This window comes from Pseudoruegeria sp. SK021 (assembly GCF_002119405.1).
Taxonomy (GTDB): Bacteria; Pseudomonadota; Alphaproteobacteria; order Rhodobacterales; family Rhodobacteraceae; genus Meridianimarinicoccus.
In genome coordinates this window covers 1-17461 of record NZ_MTBG01000047.1, presented here as the reverse complement: position 1 = coordinate 17461, position 17461 = coordinate 1, and the positions used below count along the sequence as shown (strand labels likewise).

The 17461-nt window shown below is 58.2% G+C and carries 14 protein-coding genes; 7 read left to right on the top strand and 7 right to left on the bottom strand.

What is annotated here, in order from left to right; all coding sequences use genetic code 11:
- Nucleotides 1-79 precede the first annotated feature (79 nt).
- Entirely contained in the window at nucleotides 80-316 is a 237-nt protein-coding gene (locus BV911_RS19260) for a hypothetical protein (RefSeq protein WP_139840130.1), read from the bottom strand.
- A 475-nt stretch (nucleotides 317-791) separates the two neighbouring features.
- On the opposite strand from BV911_RS19260, the gene BV911_RS16980 reads away from it, so the two are divergent.
- Complete coding sequence (locus tag BV911_RS16980; RefSeq protein WP_086054788.1) at nucleotides 792-2504, top strand: Na/Pi cotransporter family protein; 1713 nt, start codon at nucleotides 792-794, stop codon at nucleotides 2502-2504.
- A gap of 115 nt (nucleotides 2505-2619) precedes the next feature.
- Here the strand turns inward: BV911_RS16980 and BV911_RS16975 are convergent, their stop codons facing one another.
- Nucleotides 2620-3636, bottom strand: a complete 1017-nt coding sequence (locus tag BV911_RS16975; protein ID WP_168184116.1) for a LacI family transcriptional regulator — start codon at nucleotides 3634-3636, stop codon at nucleotides 2620-2622.
- A gap of 210 nt (nucleotides 3637-3846) precedes the next feature.
- Between BV911_RS16975 and BV911_RS16970 the strand changes: the two genes are divergently transcribed.
- From BV911_RS16970 to BV911_RS16955, 4 genes are all read left to right on the top strand, one after another.
- Complete coding sequence (locus tag BV911_RS16970) at nucleotides 3847-5097, top strand: ABC transporter substrate-binding protein (protein WP_086054786.1); 1251 nt, start codon at nucleotides 3847-3849, stop codon at nucleotides 5095-5097.
- A 72-nt stretch (nucleotides 5098-5169) separates the two neighbouring features.
- A complete protein-coding gene (locus tag BV911_RS16965) occupies nucleotides 5170-6045 on the top strand; it encodes a carbohydrate ABC transporter permease (RefSeq protein WP_086054785.1) in 876 nt (291 codons plus the stop codon).
- A complete protein-coding gene (locus tag BV911_RS16960; protein ID WP_086054784.1) occupies nucleotides 6042-6917 on the top strand; it encodes a carbohydrate ABC transporter permease in 876 nt (291 codons plus the stop codon). Before BV911_RS16965 ends, BV911_RS16960 begins: the two co-directional genes overlap by 4 nt.
- A 4-nt stretch (nucleotides 6918-6921) precedes the next feature.
- A complete protein-coding gene (locus tag BV911_RS16955; protein WP_086054783.1) occupies nucleotides 6922-8031 on the top strand; it encodes an ABC transporter ATP-binding protein in 1110 nt (369 codons plus the stop codon).
- A gap of 132 nt (nucleotides 8032-8163) precedes the next feature.
- On the opposite strand, the gene BV911_RS16950 is transcribed toward BV911_RS16955, so the two are convergent.
- The 5 genes from BV911_RS16950 to BV911_RS16930 form a co-directional block, all read right to left on the bottom strand.
- Nucleotides 8164-8829: an ankyrin repeat domain-containing protein gene (locus BV911_RS16950; RefSeq protein WP_086054782.1), complete on the bottom strand. Its 666-nt coding sequence runs from the start codon at nucleotides 8827-8829 to the stop codon at nucleotides 8164-8166.
- Between the two features lie 58 nt (nucleotides 8830-8887).
- On the bottom strand, nucleotides 8888-9370 hold the full coding sequence (locus tag BV911_RS16945; RefSeq protein WP_086054781.1) for a heme-binding protein: 483 nt from the start codon (nucleotides 9368-9370) through the stop codon (nucleotides 8888-8890).
- A gap of 91 nt (nucleotides 9371-9461) precedes the next feature.
- Complete coding sequence (locus BV911_RS16940) at nucleotides 9462-10067, bottom strand: response regulator transcription factor (protein ID WP_086054780.1); 606 nt, start codon at nucleotides 10065-10067, stop codon at nucleotides 9462-9464.
- Nucleotides 10064-11581, bottom strand: a complete 1518-nt coding sequence (locus BV911_RS16935; RefSeq protein ID WP_086054779.1) for a sensor histidine kinase — start codon at nucleotides 11579-11581, stop codon at nucleotides 10064-10066. The genes BV911_RS16940 and BV911_RS16935 overlap by 4 nt, the downstream gene beginning before the upstream one ends.
- A gap of 148 nt (nucleotides 11582-11729) precedes the next feature.
- The gene (locus BV911_RS16930; protein WP_168184115.1) at nucleotides 11730-14078 is read right to left on the bottom strand and encodes a mechanosensitive ion channel domain-containing protein; all 2349 of its coding nucleotides are present in this window, start codon (nucleotides 14076-14078) and stop codon (nucleotides 11730-11732) included.
- 465 nt (nucleotides 14079-14543) lie between these two features.
- Between BV911_RS16930 and BV911_RS16925 the strand changes: the two genes are divergently transcribed.
- Together BV911_RS16925 and BV911_RS16920 are read left to right on the top strand one after the other, a co-directional pair.
- Complete coding sequence (locus BV911_RS16925; RefSeq protein WP_086054777.1) at nucleotides 14544-16208, top strand: alpha/beta-hydrolase family protein; 1665 nt, start codon at nucleotides 14544-14546, stop codon at nucleotides 16206-16208.
- 154 nt (nucleotides 16209-16362) lie between these two features.
- Complete coding sequence (locus tag BV911_RS16920) at nucleotides 16363-17097, top strand: hypothetical protein (RefSeq protein ID WP_086054776.1); 735 nt, start codon at nucleotides 16363-16365, stop codon at nucleotides 17095-17097.
- Nucleotides 17098-17461 lie beyond the last annotated feature (364 nt).

Genomic DNA, 17461 nt, shown 5'->3' with positions numbered 1-17461 from the left:
CGGATGGCTTCCAGTGCCACCTTTGCCTTGAACTCCGCAGAATAGCGCTTTCGTTTTGTCATCTCAGGTCGGTCCTTCGTCAGTCGCTAAAGCTTAGCAACTGGTCCGAATTCTTGCGACCACCTCTATGCTGCCCGTTGGATAAACATGTATCGACAAGGGTTGAGGACGGTGTACCCGGCAAAACAACTGTCGCATCTGCGCGGTAGTTCGGGCTTTGCTTCAACGCCTGTGCGGCGCTTTCGTCTTCACCGTTGGTGTTGATCTCCAGCGCCACCCGGTTTTGTAGCTGTAGAGCCCGCGTAATGGCATCCAAAAGGCGCGCCTAAAACGGGCTCGCGACTTCGGACCCACTAAGGGAGACGATATTGCTGCGATCCCGGATCAAGCCACGCGCCAGAAGGTTGACATGATAGCCCAACGCTTCAGCAGCCTTAAGCACTTGGAGCCGTGCCTCTTCCGAAACACTCGCCCCGTCCGTGAACGTCTGCGGCCCCGCAGACCGTGACCCGCCCGCGCCCTCGGAAACCCTTTGTGCGCTCACAAAACCATTGCCACGCTAAGAGGAAGAATTCGTCACATTAGGCCCCACGAATGATCGTGCTGCTTCAACCAGCATCCAAGGTAAACTCTCAGGGCCATACGATCCGATTGAGAAAAACATCGTGCGATGCAAGCCACTTACAGCAGCCGCGACGCCCGTGGATGTCGCGAAGCTTGAACCATTAGTTAAGTTCTATACTATTGTTGCACACCATTGCAAAACGTTCTGATAAAGGTCGCATGACACGATGGAGTCCACAATTCGTCTGATCGATTTGCTCGGTGCCGGGGCTCTGCTGATCTGGGGCCTTCGGCTGATCAAAGGCGGTGTGCTCTCTGGATTTGGCGCGGCCCTGCGCCGATGGATTTCCACCGGAACCGCAACCCGACTTCGGGCAACGCTTTCAGGTTTTCTGGTCACACTCAGCTTGCAATCCAGCACAGCGACGGCGGTGATCACCGCCTCTTTCGCCGGGCGCGGTCTGATTGGCGGCGGGCAGGCGCAAGCGGTCATGCTTGGGGCGAATGTTGGAACAGCATTGGCGGCTGTGATCCTTTCGCTTGATCTTCATTGGCTTGCTTCGGCGTTTGTCCTGCTTGGGGTAGTGTTTTCGATCCGTGCGCGGACGGCACAGTTGAAAGGCTTGGGAAAGGCCTTTTTAGGCCTCGGGCTGATGCTGCTCGCCTTGCAACTGATGGGTGAAATCACCGCGCCGCTTCGCAATTCACAAGTGATGATTGATATCCTCACCGGGCTTGCCAGCGCACCCATTTTTGCCCTGCTGTTTGCCATCGGCCTTGCCGTTGCCGGCACCTCCAGCCTCGCGGTTGTGCTATTCGTGTCGTTTCTGTCGCAATCGGGAGTAGTGCCGCCCTTCCTCGTGCTGATTTTCATCGCCGGGGCAAATATCGGCGGTGCCATTCCTCCATGGCTTGGGACGCTGAAGGACGGTGTCGCGGCCACACGATTGACCGTGGCCAACCTGATTGTCCGCGCAATCGGCGGGGTGACCTTAATGATCCTCGCCGGGCCATTGGCCGCGCCGTTGCAGGCCATCGCGCCCAACTATTCGCTCGCGCTGATCACACATCTTACCTTCAACCTTGCCCTTTTGGTCATCTTCCTTCCACTCACCGAGCCGCTGGCGCGGCTGATGGTGCGACTGTTGCCCGAATCCGCCGATCCCGAGGCTGAGCCCTCATATTTGGATGAATCCAGCCTCACGACACCCTCGCTTGCCCTTGCCGGGGCGGCGCGCGAAGTCCTGCGGATGGGGGACCTGGTTGGTGAGATGCTGGATTGCAGCCTTGACGCGATGCGCCGCAACCTTCCCGAAGGCAAAAGCACGATTGCCCGACTGGACGACTCGGTCGATGCGAAACTCAAAGCGGTAAAGCTGTATCTTGCGCGTTTGCGGGGACTGCCATTGGATGATGAAGAGGCAAAGCGCTGCAACGAAGTGATGTCCTACGCCCTGAATATCGAACATGTCGGGGATATCATCGATCACTACCTGTCAGAGATCGCTGAAAAACGCATGGCACGACAATTGCGCTTCTCGGACGAGGGCATCGCCGAGCTTGAACAGTTCTACGAAACCACGCGCAGCAACCTTCAGCTCGCGCAATCCGTGTTTTTAAGCCGAGACGTTGATCTCGCCCGCAAACTGGTGACCGCCAAAGTCACAGCACGCGATATCGAAGAAACATCTAACGCCCTCCATATGGCGCGGATCGAAGAGGGTCTTCCAGAAACGATCGACACCTCAAGTTTGCATCTTGATATCTTGCGCGACCTGCGGCGGATCAACTCGCATCTTGCGACGGCGGCATATCCTGTGTTGGAGGAGATCGGGGCGTTGCGCAAATCGCGCCTACGATCCACACCTAAGAAAGCAGGATCAAAGGACCCCCCTCACAAGTCGTCCCGTGCGCAAACGCCCATCGATCTGCGTCCCTAAAAATTCGGTCCCAACAAGGAACCGTCGGACAAACCAGGGTGCACCTGAAAATGTGGTAAGATGTGATCTAACCATTTGGGGTGACAAAGCGGGGTTGCGCGCCGGACCTAACGCCCTATCTTGACGGCCCGGCATCGATGAAATGCGCGGGCGGGGTTGATGGATCGGCGATTTGCTTCAGCAGGAAGTGGCCCATTCGTTCCCCTGCCGCGATGATATCTTCAAAGATGATATCGACGCCGGGATCGATCTGATCAAGAAGATCAGAGCTGGCCTTGACGATAACATGGTAATCGCGCCCCCGTTCAGCACCGGCCGCGCGCATGGCGTTGGTCAGCCCGATATGGGACGCCTCGCCGGGGCAAATGAAGCCATCTGGCGCGTTTGGCCTGCGAACGGCGGCGGCGACCCATGCGCTGATATCGGCGACCGAGCTATCCAGCGTAATGCCTTTCGCCACAACGTGATCGACCCCGTGTCGGGCGGCAGCCCTGATCAGGCCGGTCCGCAAATGCTGGCAGAAGGTGAAGCTTTCAGGCGGAAGGATAATGCAGATCCGTTTTGCGCCCTTTGCGACCAGCCGGTCGGTGGCAATCTCGGCAAAGGCCTGATTGTCGAAATCGACAAAGGGATGCGCCGCGGCAAATTCCGTCCGGCCATGGGTCACAAAGGGAAACCGGTGCTCCATCAAATAGCGCACCCGGTCGTCAAATGGCGCCGTGCGCGACAAGATCAGCCCGTCGGCAAGAGAGTTGCGCACGATATGTTCAACCGGCGCGTTGGCGTCACGGTCTGCGAAATGCGGCGTCACGTTTAAATGGTAATCGGTGCCGTCCAGCGCCCGCATCAAGCCCGTGATCATGGAATTTCCAAATCCAAGGATTTCGTTGTGCGGCCCAAGGATAAGGCTGACCACGCGGGTCTTGCCCGTCCGCAGCCGCTGTGCGGCCCGGTCCGGAACATAACCGACCTGATCGGCAATCTTCTGCACGCGCTCGCGGGTGGCGCGTGCAATTTTGGGGTCGCCCGCAAGGGCGCGGGACACCGTAGTGACCGCCAGTTCAGCGATCTGGGCAATGGTACGAAGGGTGGGCCGACCGGGGCCGCCAAGCTTCGACAGATCCCCAGTCATCGGCGTGTTTGACGGCAACATCCGCAGAGTGCGGGATCAACAGTTTTGATGGAAACGATATAATTCATGTCGATCCCCATAGGGTGTGTCGCACGCGATGGTACGTTTCGTGCCGCATTTGCATGAAGATACGTGATTATTCTTGACACAGCGCAAATTTGCAACGTTATAAATGCGTCGAACATGACGAGATTTTAGGGAGGTATTCGAATGGCTTTCACGACCGCACTGAAAACGACGGTATCCGCGCTGGCGCTATCTGCATTCGCCACGACCGCTATGGCCGAAGATGTTGAGGTTCTGCACTGGTGGACCTCGGGCAGCGAAGCTGAAGCGCTTGGCGTGCTGAAGGACGATCTGGGTAGCAAGGGCGTTGGCTGGAACGACATGCCGGTTGCCGGCGGCAGCGGTGTTGAGGCGATGACCGTTCTGCGCGCCCGCGTTGTGGGCGGCGATGCCCCGACTGCCGCGCAGATGCTGGGCTTTGACATTAAGGATTGGGCGGAATCCACCGGCCAGTTGGCCAACCTTGATGCGGTCGCAGCCGAAGAAGGCTGGGATGACGTCGTTCCTGCGCCTCTTCAGGATTTTTCAAAGTTCGATGGTCATTGGATCGCGGCACCTGTGAACGTCCATTCGACCAACTGGGTCTGGATCAACAAAAAAGCCCTTGACCAAGCTGGCGGCAAGGTCCCGGAAAGCTGGGACGAGCTGGTGGTTGTCCTCGATAAGATGAAAGAGAACGGCATCACGCCAATCGCCCATGGCGGCCAGCCTTGGCAGGACGGAACCGTGTTCGAAGCCGTCGTTCTGGGCATGGGCACCGATTTCTACAACTCGGCCATTATTGAGCTCGATCCCGAAGCATTGGGCGGCCCGCAAATGGTCGAAGTGTTCGATCGGATGAGCAAGCTGCGGTCCTATGTCGATGACAACTTCTCGGGCCGGGATTGGAACCTTGCCTCGACAATGGTGATCAACGGCGACGCCGGAATGCAGTTCATGGGCGACTGGGCCAAGGGCGAGTTCCTGAAGGCCGAACAAGTGCCGGGCGAAGATTTCGTTTGCGCGCGTTTCCCCGGCACCCAAGGCGAAGTGTTGTTCAACTCGGATCAGTTCGTGATGTTCGACCAAGGCGACGCATCGGACGCTCAGATGTTGATGGCGTCGGCCGTGATGGACCCGAAGTTCCAGTCGGCATTCAATATCGTCAAAGGCTCGGTTCCGGCGCGGACGGATGTGTCGGGTGACGGGTTTGATGCTTGCGGTCAGAAAGGCATCGGGGATTTCGCCGAAGCCAACGAGGCTGGATCTTTGTTCGGCTCCCTTGCCCATGGCCACGCCCAGCCCACCGCCATCAAGAACGCGTTTTTTGACGTGATCACGGCGCAGTTCAATGGCGACTATGACAGCCAAACTGCTGCTGAAGAACTGGTGAACGCTGTCGAAGCGGCGAAGTAAGACAATCAACAGGCGTGCGGGCAGACCCTGCGCGCCTCTCGGCCTCCGGCGCGGACGCAACAGGATGACTTCATGAAAGACACACTTCAGAACTGGCTTCCACGCCTTGTCGTGGCGCCCACGTTCCTTCTGGTCGTGCTTTTTGTGTACGGTTTCATCCTATACACTGGCTATCTGTCGATGACGGATAGCCGGATGCTGCCTTCCTACGGCTTCATCGGGCTGGAGAATTACACCAAGCTGTTCAACCTGCGGCACTGGAATATCGCGCTGGTCAACCTTGCGATCTTTGGGGTGCTGTATATCGGGATTTGCTCGGCTTTGGGTCTGTTCCTTGCCATCCTTCTTGACCAGAAAATCCGGGCGGAGGGCTTTATTCGACCGATCTATCTGTATCCGATGGCGCTGTCGTTCATCGTGACAGGAACGGCATGGAAGTGGTTTCTTGACCCCGGCATCGGCCTTGAACACACGATGCATGTCTGGGGCTGGACCAGCTTTCAATTCAACTGGATCAAGGACCGCGATTACGCAATCTACACGGTTGTCATGGCCGCCGTCTGGCAAAGCTCGGGCTTTGTTATGGCGATGTTTCTGGCCGGACTACGGGGGGTTGATTCCGATATCATCAAGGCGGCCCAGATCGACGGCGCCAGCGGAGTAACAATCTATCGCCGGATCATCATTCCCTTGATGCGCCCGGTGTTTCTGTCGGCGTTTGTCGTGCTCGCCCATCTGGCGATCAAGGTGTATGATTTGGTCATCGCGCTGACCGGTGGAGGGCCCGGTCAGGCCACGGAACTGCCCGCAACCTTCATGTATTCCTATACCTTCGCCCGCAATCAGATGGGGGTCGGCGCATCGTCGGCGATCATCATGCTGGTGATGGTGTTCTCAATTGTCATTCCGTATGTCTATTCAGAGTTGCGTCAGGGGCAGTCGAAATGAGCCATTCTGAGAACGCCGCGCCCAGCAACAAACTTGTCCGCGCGCTAATCTATACCGTGCTGATCTTCTTCGTGATCTATTACCTGCTTCCGCTGTACGTGATGCTGGTTAATTCGGTGAAAACGCTTGAAGATATCCGCACCGGAAACCTGATGGCACTGCCGAAACTCCTGACATTTCAGCCGTGGCGCGATGCATGGAGCAACGCACAAATCGGGGTCGAGGCCACAGGCCTAAAGCCGTATTTTGCCAATTCGCTGATGATTGTCGTTCCGGCGGTGGCCCTGTCGACCATCACCGGTGCCCTCAACGGCTATGTGCTGACCAAATATCGGTTTCCCGGCGCAGATATTGTCTTCGGGATGTTGCTGTTGTCGTGCTTTATTCCGTTCCAGATCGTGTTGATCCCAGCGGCGCGGATCCTCGGTCTGATTGGGTGGTCCGGGACAATTCAAGGATTGATCCTGATCCACTTCGTCTACGGCATCGGGTTTTCGACGTTGTTTTTCCGCAATTACTACGCCGCATTTCCCACTGAACTGATCCGGGCCGCCCAGATCGATGGGGCCAGTTTCTTCCAGATTTTCCGGCGCATCCTGCTGCCCAGTTCCGGCCCGATCATTGTCGTCACGGTGATTTGGCAGTTCACCAACCAATGGAACGACTTCCTGTTTGGCGCATCGTTCTCGGGCTATACCTCGACGCCGATCACGGTCGCGCTGAACAACCTCGTCAATTCGTCGACAGGCGTGAAAGAGTACAACGTCCATTTCGCGGGCGCGGTCCTTGCGGCTCTGCCCACGCTTATCGTTTACATTGTCTCCGGACGTTATTTTGTGCGCGGCCTGATGGCCGGTGCGGTCAAGGGTTAATACTATGGCATCGCTCACCATCGACAATCTTCACAAGTCCTATGGCGCGACCAAAGTGCTGAAAGGGATCAATATTGAGATCGAAGATGGCGGATTTCTTGTTCTCGTCGGCCCATCCGGCTGCGGAAAGTCCACCCTTCTGAACACGATCGCAGGTCTTGAGGAAATCACCGAAGGTGACATCCGCATCGGCGGAACGTCGGTCGCCGGGCTGCACCCTTCGAAACGGGACATCGCGATGGTTTTCCAATCCTACGCCCTCTATCCGAACATGACGGTGGCGCAGAATATCAGCTTCGGTATGGAAATTCGGAAGATCGACAAGCCGACGCGCGAGGCGGCGATCAAACGGGTCGCGGACGTTCTGCAGATCGAAGAATTGCTCAAGCGTAAACCAAGCCAATTGTCGGGCGGCCAACGCCAGCGGGTGGCGATGGGCCGCGCTTTGGTGCGCGATCCGCAAGTATTCCTGTTTGATGAGCCGCTGTCTAACCTCGACGCCAAGCTTCGGGTCGACATGCGCACCGAAATCAAGCGGCTTCATCAACGCATGGGCACCACGATCGTCTATGTGACCCATGACCAGATCGAGGCCCTGACCCTTGCCACCAAGATCGCCGTTCTCAAAGCCGGAGAGCTTCAGCAATTTGGCACCCCGGACGAGATCTATAACGATCCAATCAACATGTTTGTGGCCGAGTTTATGGGCTCGCCGTCAATGAACCTGCTGGATTGTGACGTGACCAATGAGGACGGGCTGATGCTGCGCCTTGCTGGTGGACAGTATCCTGATGTTGTTCTGCCTGCGCCCGATTGCGACGGGTTGGCCCGCTATGTCGGACAGACGGTCAAGTTGGGTGTCCGGCCTGAGGCACTGACCGATCCCGAAGGGGCAAACCGGTCGACAGATCGCATCGTCGAAGCGATGTGTTACATTGATGTGGTTGAACCGGCGGGCTCGGATACCTTCGCGGTCGCGAAAATCGGCGCGTTCGAAGCCATTGCCCGCCTCCGCGCCGATGCGCAGATCACCCCGGGGGAACTGACACCGCTGGCATTCAACATGAGCAAGGCAGTATTTTTCGACCCGGCCACCCAACAGCGTATCCGGTAAGGCCCCATCGCACTGGCCGTAGCCAACCTACGATGGGCGCGCGTCTTCCAAACGACGTGTGCCGATGGGTCGTGAAAACTGCGCCTGTGATCACGGAAAAGGCCTCGCGGCGCAGCCTTTCGCACTGCCCTGTCACTGCAGGATTTCTATCATTTCGGCATAGCCGCGCGCCTTGGCGTGTTGCAGCGGTGTGACCCCATCGCGATCGCCGATGGATTTATCTGCGCCTGCATCGACCAGGATTTGCACGGTCTTGATGTGGTCTGGGCCACCGTCGCCCAAGACGACCGCTTCGATCAATGCGGTCCATGCCAGATTGTTAACATGATTAATCGGTGCGCCACCCGCCACAAGGCGCGCAACGACGTCGGAATGGCCCAGATGGGCCGCAGCGATCAAGGCTGTGCCATCATACACGCTGGTAATCAGGTCTGGTGCGTTCCCAAGTTCCATCGCGAGCGAAACCATTTCAGGATCGTCCGCGACAGCCGCGATGGTCAGAACATCGTAGACCCGGTTATCCAGCGCATTCATATCCGCGCCGCCGGTTGCCAATGCCGTCAGCGCGGCGTCCTGCGAGGCGAAAGCCGCCACATGGGCCGGCGTACGGTCCGCCCGGTCCCGTGCGTTGAGATCGGCATCTGCGGCAATCAAGCGATTGATCGCAGCGACGTCGCCCTGATGGGCGGCAAGATGCAAGCCGGTATAGGACGCGATGTCTGATGCAGACGGCGCAGTTTGCGCATGGGCAGAGCCGCACAAGCCAACGGTTGCAGCGAAAATTATGGACCTAAGCATGGTGTCACCTATTCAGATGGACTGACCCGCCCCAATTCGGGGCGGGCCGTGATTGGGGTTACTCAGCGCCGATCGCGTCAAGTCCAACCCGGGCACAGGTCTCGTCGATGGCCCCCGATGGCGCGCCGCCGACACCGATGCCGCCGACCAATGCGCCACCGATCTTGATCGGCAGACCGCCAGCTTGGATCACCATGCGGCTGTCCATAACACGCATGCCGTCGTTTTCGGGGCTGCCGCCGATGAAGTTGGCCAGACCGGTGGTGTCACGGCCCAGACTTGCCGAGGTGAAGGCTTTGCCGATGCTGGAGCCAACCGTGTGCGGCCCTGCGTTATCGGCGCGCAACAGCACTTTGGTTTCACCACTGCGGGCGACGATGGCGACGCTGACGTTATGGCCTTCAACCGAACACGCATCGACAGCGGCTTGGGCTGCGGTCGTTGCCATGGCAAGTGGCAGGTACGGCGCGGTGGGCAAATCTTGGGCGAAGGCCGCGACGGGTGTCAGAAGGGCGGCGGCGAGAGCAACGGTACGGATCATTGGGTCTTTCCTTTTGTTGACCTGATGTCCCGGTTCTAACCCAGCGTGCGCAGGTGCGATATTCGTAGCATCCGCAAAGGTGTCCGTAGTTCTACTGACCTCCCTGCCCGTCCAACCAATACCGGGTCAGTTCAGCCGCTGACGACGTCCCGGCTTTGGCGGCAATGGCCGCCCGGTGGCTTTCGACGGTGCGCGGGGACAGGGTCAGCGCGTCGGCAATTTGCTTGGTCGTCAGGCCCTTTGCGATCATCTCGAGGACTTGCTGTTCGCGGGCCGAAAGATGCGTGATCAGGGCCACCGCTTCGGCGCGTTCAGCGGACGCTTGCTGTTGGAGTTCCAGCTGCGCATGACCTTTTTGGATCGCATCGATCAAGTCTTGCTCGTCCACCGGCTTGCTGAGGAAATCAATCGCGCCGTTGCGAAAGGCGCGCCGACAGGCCTCGATATCGCCATGCCCGCTGATAATCACGGTGGGCCATGTGACCCCTTGATCGGTCAATTTCTCTTGCAGTTTTAACCCCGAAATCGCCGGCATCCGAATGTCGAGGATCAGACACCCCGGCACCAGATGTGCCGCTTGGGTCAGGAAGGTCTCGGGCGACGCAAAGCTGCGCACTGTCAGCCCGACCGTCTCAAGCAGGAGGCTCAGGGCATTGCGCACGGCCTCATCATCGTCGACCAGATAGACATGGGTCATGGCAATACCGTTTTGGTTGATAGTGGCAGGGACAAGCGGAACACCGTTTGCTCCGTCCCGGTTAACAGGGTGATGTCGCCGCCCATTTCCTCGACCAACCTTTGGCACAGTGCCAGTCCAAGACCGGTTCCGTCCGATTTGCCGGTCACGAACGGCTCGAAGATCCGAGAGCGGATGTTTTCGGGCACACCCGGCCCAGTGTCGCTGACATCCAAAATCGCAAACGGGCCATTTGCGGCGGTGCGAATTGTGACCTGTGCCGCATCCGAGGCATCCAGCGCGTTCCGCACAAGGTTAAAAACCACCTGCTCCAGTTCGACCGGATCGGCGTCAATGAAAAGTGGGGGTTCGGACAATACCAGAGTGATCGTGGCCCCTTTGGTTTTTGCGTCCAAAGCCAGAAGATTTCGAACACTTTTCACCGCATCGTCGACGGCGCAGGTTTCTGAGGGTGCGCGGTTTGGTTTGCTCCAACGTCTCAGGCGATCAAGGATGTCTGCGGCCCTTTGGGCTTGGGCCACGGTGTCGTTCAACACAACGCTTAGACGCTCAATATCGCCGCGCCGGGCCAAATGGCGGCCGGCCTGTGCTTGGCTGAGAATTGCGGTCAGCGGTTGCGCCAGTTCATGAGCCATCCCACTGGCCATCTCGCCCAGTGCGTTCACGCGCGATGCATGGGCCAGCCGCGTCTCTTGCGCACTGAGTGTGGCCCGGCGTTCTGCGTCTTTGGTGCGGGCGCGTTGCGTCAGCCCCAGTGCCGCCAACAAAAACAGGGCTGTGACGATCAACACGGTGAAGATGACTTGCTGTAACGGCAGCAGGTCAGCCGCGCGAATGGCAAGGGCCGTTTCAAGAACCAAAGGCTGTGACGCGCTGCCAAGGGGTTTTGAGAACCGGACCTTATCTGGCGCGGTCTGCCCCACCAAAGCAGATTGACCATCCGGCGTCAGAAGGCGAAGGGACACGGACGGCTGTTGCCAAAAGGGATCCTCCGTCGCGACCAATGCCGCCGCGTCGATTTCCAGTGCCAACGCGTGCCGCGCCGCATCTGAGTTGGGGGTGCGTTTCACCAGCAAGTAGTGATCCGGCTGGTCCGCTATTTGCTGAAGCTGCAAATCCCCCGTCGACCTCTGCGCCATGTCAACGACTTGTTGGCGGAGGTCCTCTGAAAGCGCTGGCTGCGGATCCATCATCGGCTGGGACAGATCGTAGGGCACCACGTCGACCGACGTAATCCGAGGATAAAATCGGGTGATTGTGGCGGCCACGTCCAGCACCAGATCCTGTCGCTCGGTCCCACCGGTCACAAAAATCGCCGATAGCGACGTCAAATGGGCGTCATGCTGATCGGCCCGTTGCGAGGCCAAGCGATGCAGGATCGCGCTTTCTTCGGTCAGTTCCTGAACCACGCGGTGCCGCTCAAACCCCGCCAATCCCCCAAGCACACCTGTGACAGTGAGGGCCCAGAGCCCGACGTATCGCCAAGCGGTGTTGTTTGAGTGTGCGGCAGCCATTTGCACTTTTCGCAGGTGTGACAGGAAACACCAATCCGTTTTCGACGGGGCAGTGTCGGGGTGTTGGTGCGCCTTACGCCGGGGCGGCTTTCAGAATAGCGAAAGCAGCCCTAGCCATTGCCCATTCAAGTCATCTGGGCATCGACGGTCAGTCGTCAAATGGCCCGTCCTGATTGAGGGGCGTGATCTCTGTCTTGCGGACGTCGGCCAAGTCGTCACCGTCTTGGCGCTGTGCAGTGGGCCGGGCGGCAGGTTGCGCGTCCGTATCTGCGGCAGGCCCCTGAACCAAGGGCAACGGCGGCACCAAGCCAGGTTTAGTCTCACCCATATAGAGCTTCATATGTGGGAACGGGATTTCGATGCCGCGCTCGTCGAACACCACTTTGACCAGTTCGCTATAGGCGCGCCCCACCGACCATTGGCTACCCGGAATGGTCCTGATCCGGGCCCGGACCACAACCGCGGACTCTGCCAATTGGGTGACGCCGTGCATTTCCAGATCGTCCAAGATGACCGCAGCATAGTCGTCAACCTGTCTCAGGCGATCAAACGCCTCATGCATTGCCTCCTTTACCTCAGAGATATTCTCGCGGTAGGCCACTCCGATCTCTGCGACGTGGAAGCTGAAATGCTTCATGAAGTTCGACACCGCGTCGACGGACGAGAATGGGACAAAATGCAAAGTGCCGTCCAGTGACCGGATCGACACCGACCGGATGGTCAGCTTTTCCACCACGCCCGTGATCCCCGCCACGGTTACGACGTCGCCGGTGTTCATTGCGTTTTCGAACTGAATGAAAATGCCGGTGATTACATCTTGGACGAACTTCTGGGCGCCAAAGGAAATTGCCAGACCGAACACCCCGGCCCCGGCGATGAGCGGGCCGATATTCACCCCCAACTCGGACAGCACCATCATCAGCAGAACGATGACCAGCAAGATGGTGAAGGCATTGCGCAGCAGCGACAGCAAGGTGATTTCGCGCGGTGACGGAATTGCCCCGACCGCCGGGTTCAGACGAAATTCGACCCAAGAGGCCATGGCGAGGTAGATCAGGCTACCCACCGCCAGAATAACAAAGACCGATGCCGCCGCCGCAAGCAAGCCTTGGCCTTCGCTGCTCACAAACCACTCGGCCACTTCCATCAGGCTCCAGGCGTCGGCGACCGTCAGGGCCACGGCCACCGCCACCACCAGTCGGACCCCTTTTAAGACCGTTGGGACAAAAGCATTGAGCCGGCCTTCAAGCAGCGGCAGTTTTTCCTGAACCTCTTTGGGCAGTCGCAACCCAAGGGTGATGAGGCGCGAAATTCCGACAGTGATGGCAGCGCCGACTAGGACAGCAACGATAGACCGGATGGTCGCGGTGGTCATGAAGGCCACCGCCTGTCCCGGATCGGTCATCCAGATGACAAAGAACACCAGCAAATAGGCGATCATAAGCCGGTGCCATTGGTTGCCGATCAACGCCAGAAACCGGCTCAGCACGTCTGTTTTGCCTTCGTCCAAGGGGCGGTGTAACGCGTGCCTGACCCGGGCTTTGTTTTGCAACACCAACACGACAACCAGCAAAAGGGCGAAGAACACCACAATCTCGTGCACGGCGGTGCCCACACGATAGGACATTTCCGCGTTGATCACCGGGACGGCAAACAGAATGCCATAGCCCAGAAGGCTGATGATCCGGCTGGACCAGAAATACCAGTAGGACGCACCGGTATCCGACAGCGGTGCCAGACGAAGCGGCGCATGTCGCGGCATCAGGCCGACCCGAAAGACCAACTTGGCGGCCTCAATGAACAGGAAGGCGTTCAGAAACAGCGTCTGGTAGATGCTCATCTGACCTGCATTGCCGAAATACAGCGAAAACCCGTATCCCATTGCCCATGCCACGGCGACGGCCAGCGCCTCGACGACAATCGACGGCACCAGAAGCGATGCTTTCACCGTCCAAGTCCCGCGTCGCACCGCCTGTCGGTCAAACACCCGCAAGATCGCTTCAACGCCGATCCGCAACGCGATGAACGTCCCGAACACCACACCGATCGCCAAGCCAAGCTGGGTCAGGGTCAAGGTCAACTGGCCAAGATCAATCCGGCCTGAGTCAGCCAAGGCCAACACGATATCGTCGGTCATCTTATCGAAGGACTGCACCACGATCAGGCCTTTTTCGGCGATGGATCGGGTTTGGTCCGCGATCACGCGTGCCATACTGGTGCCGATTGCGCGACTGGCCTCTGGCGGTTCCGCATCGGCGGACGATGCGTCAGTCTGGCCGTCATCCAAAGACAGTTGCAGGCTTTCAATCAACTGATCGCGCGCCACATCATCCTGTAGAATTTTAATCAGGGCGTCTACCGACAGAGATGGATCGCTGGGGATATCGGTGATGTCGGTGACTTGCGCCTCTGATCCCGTTGACGATGGCGGAACTTGAGCCGAGAGAGACGAGATAAACATCAGGAAGGAAAGCAGAAAAACGGCAATAAATTTCATTGAAATCACACTAACAAGTCTTGATTTGATGACGGTGTTGCAGGCCCGTCTTCGCCAATTTGACCGCATAGATCAAAAACCGGGACACCTGCTTACCAACTGAACTGGCGTTAGGTAGCACGAAACTCAGCCGGATTCCAAGGCAGCACACAGGCGCACCCCGTCCGAAATTAGCCGCGACCATGCCCCGCCGCCGAGGTGGGTGGCGGGTTGGGCTGACCGCGCGCCGGTCGGACGTTCCGATCCTCAGCGGCGCCGACGCGTTGTGGATCCCGGCCCGGCCACACGAACTGGCCTGATCAAATCCCGCAGTTCATGCCCGCTTGCAGTGGGGTGGGCGGACCAACAGGGTCAGTCATGGCGTCAACAAGCCCGGTCCAAGGCGTGCTTGCCGTAATTTGCCGCGCTAGATTGTTTCGCAGGATTTATGCATCATGCGCAGATTGCCCTCGCGAGTTTTCCATCATGTCATTTTTTCGTAGACTACCAAGCATTTCGGTTCTGTCGCTTCTTAGTGGGTTGCTTCTGGCGGCAGCATCCCTGACACCGTCGCTGATCCCCCGCGACATGCTATTTCAAGGCCTTCTGGCCGGGGTAGCGATGGCGATCGGTTATCTGCTGATGCGGTTTGCCCTCGCCCTGTGGTGCGCTTTGGAAATTCCTACGCTAAAAGGCAAGCCGGCATCGGTCGCAACGTTCATCTTGGCGATTCCCGTATTTGGCGTGCTGGTTTTCTGCGTCTTGAACGCGCGCGACTGGCAGAACAGCATTCGTCTGCGCATGGACCTGCCCGCACTTGAAAGCACGAGCACGTTAACGACCCTTACGGTCGCGCTGGTGGTTTTTCTGGTGCTCTTTCTGATCGGTATCCTGATCCAGCAGCTTTTCTTTTTTCTAAGCCGCCGTCTTGCGCGCTATATTCCCAGACGCAAGGCCAACGTGCTGGGGCTGCTTTTGTCGGCGTTGGTGGTGATCGTCGTGACCCGCGATGGCGTGGTCAATAACGCACTGAGAACCATCGACACCTCTTATGCCGCCCTCCAACATCTGGCGCAACCGCAACTGGCAGCACCCACGCAAAGCTGGCAATCAGGGTCTACACAGTCAATGATCAGCTGGGACCTGATGGGGGCACCGGGGCGGGAATTTGTGCTCAATGGCCCGCGGAAGCAGGATATTGAGGCGTTCAACCAGCGTCCGGCCAAGCATCCTCTGCGGATTTATGTCGGCCTTGCCCAAGACAGCGATCCGATGCTGCGCGCCCGTCTTGCCTTGGACGAGATGATCCGGACCGGTGCCTTTCAGCGAAAAATTCTGATCGTGGCGAGCCCGACTGGGACCGGTTGGATGGATCCCGCCAGCTATGATGCGCTGGACTATATGCACGATGGCGATGTTGCGACGGTGGCTGCGCAATACTCCTATCTGCAAAGTCCACTTGCGCTGATCTTTGAAACTCAGTCCGGTCTTGAACAGGCGACGGCCCTGATGCAGGTCGTGTACGACTATTGGGTCGAGCTTCCGCCAGAGCAGCGGCCCCGCCTTTATATGCATGGGCTGTCGCTTGGGGCGTGGTCGTCGATGTATGCCTTCAACGTCTTCCAGATGATTAACGATCCTATCGACGGGGCGCTTTGGGTTGGCCCGCCATTTCCGTCAGCTTTGTGGAATCAGGCAAATGCAGCACGGCGCGCCTCCAGTCCCTATGTCCTCCCCGAAATTGGCGCGGGCCAAGTCATTCGCTATTCCAGCCAATTCGCCACCCCCGATCGTTCGGGCGCGCCATGGGGCCGGATGCGTGTGCTGTTCCTGCAATATGCCAGCGATCCGATCACCTTCTATTCCCCAGCAACGCTGTGGCGTGAACCGATCTGGATGCGTGAGGCACCGGCACCGGATGTCTCACCAGCATTGTTCTTCACCCCGATTGTCACCCAGCTTCAACTTGCGGTCGATATGGCGCTTAGCACGTTGCCGCCTGCTGGTTTCGGCCACACCTATCACACCCGGGATTATATTGACGCTTGGGTCGCGGTGACGGACCCAGAGGGCTGGACTAAAGACATGACCGAAAGATTGAAGCAATATTGCGACCAAGACGGGGGACTGGGATGCGTCGGCGGGCGTTAACCGTCACCCACCGTTTCACTTTTGAGCGATGCAAACCGAGGAACGGTCAGAGGACAATGAAGGACAGGGTCATAACGCCCCCTTACAGAAATTCACTGGCCAGCAGGTAGGCCAGAAGACTATCCTTAAACCAATCGATTTATTTAGGTAATTTATGCTACGAAAATTCGCGACTTCATGTGTATTAACGGCGTTTCCGATCCTTGCCGCCCTTCCAGCCGCCGCGCAGGATGAATGGGTCGGACAGGTCACCCCCTATGTCTGGGCGGTGGGCGTCAGCGGCACCCTGACCCCCTTCACGAACGCGCCGAACCTGTCGTTCAACCGAAGCTTTTCCGAAGGCAGGGATGACCTGGATGCGGCTTTTTTCTTGTCGGGATTTGCCCGCAGGGATCGTTTGGTGGTGCTGGCGGATGTCAGCTATTCTTCCAGTTCGCGCGGGGGGAGCATTCCGCCGGGCATTCCGCTCAAGGGTGAGTTGGAACAGCGATCGATGACCCTCGCCGCCGGTTGGCGCGTTCACCGCCAGAAAACATGGGCGCTGGATGTGCTGGGCGGCGCACGGCTGTGGAACATCAAGGCCAATGTCGATGCAGCGGGTACGCCAATGGTTCGGGCCGAGAAAAACTTTACCGATCCGATTGTGGCCCTGCGCACGAATATTCAGCTGGCACCGCGCTGGTCCGCCATCGCCTATCTTGACGCCGGCGGTTTCGGTGCCGGATCTGATTATACCATGCAGGCGTTGATCACCGCGAATTACCAAGTGAATGACAATATTTTCATGTCCGTGGGCTATCGTCGGCTCGATGTTGATTACACCGATGGCGGCACAAAAATCGACTGGACCATGGCAGGCCCCCTGCTGGGGCTCACATGGCGGTTCTAGGTGGCTGTGCCGGGGTGATCAACGGCTAGGCGGTCAGCGTGCTGCAGCAACACACCACCGGGTCGAGGGCATTGCCGCGGCGCAAAAGATCAATGCCGTTGCCGAAGCCGTCCTGAGCCCGGTGATGGGACTGTTGCATTAATCTGGTTCGCTCAGTTTAGAACCTTTTGGGTGCGCAAGACCAAGGGTTGGGCAAGCCCTGCCTTTGTTCGCGGTTAATCGCGACGAGGTCTGGGAACCCAAGTTCGACAAAATCGGCTCGATTTTGGGCAGGATCTTCGAGCCCCAGCATATAGTTTCAATGGGTTGGAGTCTGTGTAAGACTGATTTCGGTGAAAGTCGTGTAGTTACACGTCCTATAACT

Bases quoted from the DNA above. Each gene is read 5' to 3' on its own strand.
- BV911_RS16980 (WP_086054788.1), top strand. From the start codon at position 792: ATGGAGTCCACAATTCGTCTGATCGATTTGCTCGGTGCCGGGGCTCTG.
- BV911_RS16975 (WP_168184116.1), bottom strand. From the start codon at position 3,636: ATGACTGGGGATCTGTCGAAGCTTGGCGGCCCCGGTCGGCCCACCCTT.
- BV911_RS16970 (WP_086054786.1), top strand. From the start codon at position 3,847: ATGGCTTTCACGACCGCACTGAAAACGACGGTATCCGCGCTGGCGCTA.
- BV911_RS16965 (WP_086054785.1), top strand. From the start codon at position 5,170: ATGAAAGACACACTTCAGAACTGGCTTCCACGCCTTGTCGTGGCGCCC.
- BV911_RS16960 (WP_086054784.1), top strand. From the start codon at position 6,042: ATGAGCCATTCTGAGAACGCCGCGCCCAGCAACAAACTTGTCCGCGCG.
- BV911_RS16955 (WP_086054783.1), top strand. From the start codon at position 6,922: ATGGCATCGCTCACCATCGACAATCTTCACAAGTCCTATGGCGCGACC.
- BV911_RS16950 (WP_086054782.1), bottom strand. From the start codon at position 8,829: ATGCTTAGGTCCATAATTTTCGCTGCAACCGTTGGCTTGTGCGGCTCT.
- BV911_RS16945 (WP_086054781.1), bottom strand. From the start codon at position 9,370: ATGATCCGTACCGTTGCTCTCGCCGCCGCCCTTCTGACACCCGTCGCG.
- BV911_RS16940 (WP_086054780.1), bottom strand. From the start codon at position 10,067: ATGACCCATGTCTATCTGGTCGACGATGATGAGGCCGTGCGCAATGCC.
- BV911_RS16935 (WP_086054779.1), bottom strand. From the start codon at position 11,581: ATGGCTGCCGCACACTCAAACAACACCGCTTGGCGATACGTCGGGCTC.
- BV911_RS16930 (WP_168184115.1), bottom strand. From the start codon at position 14,078: ATGAAATTTATTGCCGTTTTTCTGCTTTCCTTCCTGATGTTTATCTCG.
- BV911_RS16925 (WP_086054777.1), top strand. From the start codon at position 14,544: ATGTCATTTTTTCGTAGACTACCAAGCATTTCGGTTCTGTCGCTTCTT.
- BV911_RS16920 (WP_086054776.1), top strand. From the start codon at position 16,363: ATGCTACGAAAATTCGCGACTTCATGTGTATTAACGGCGTTTCCGATC.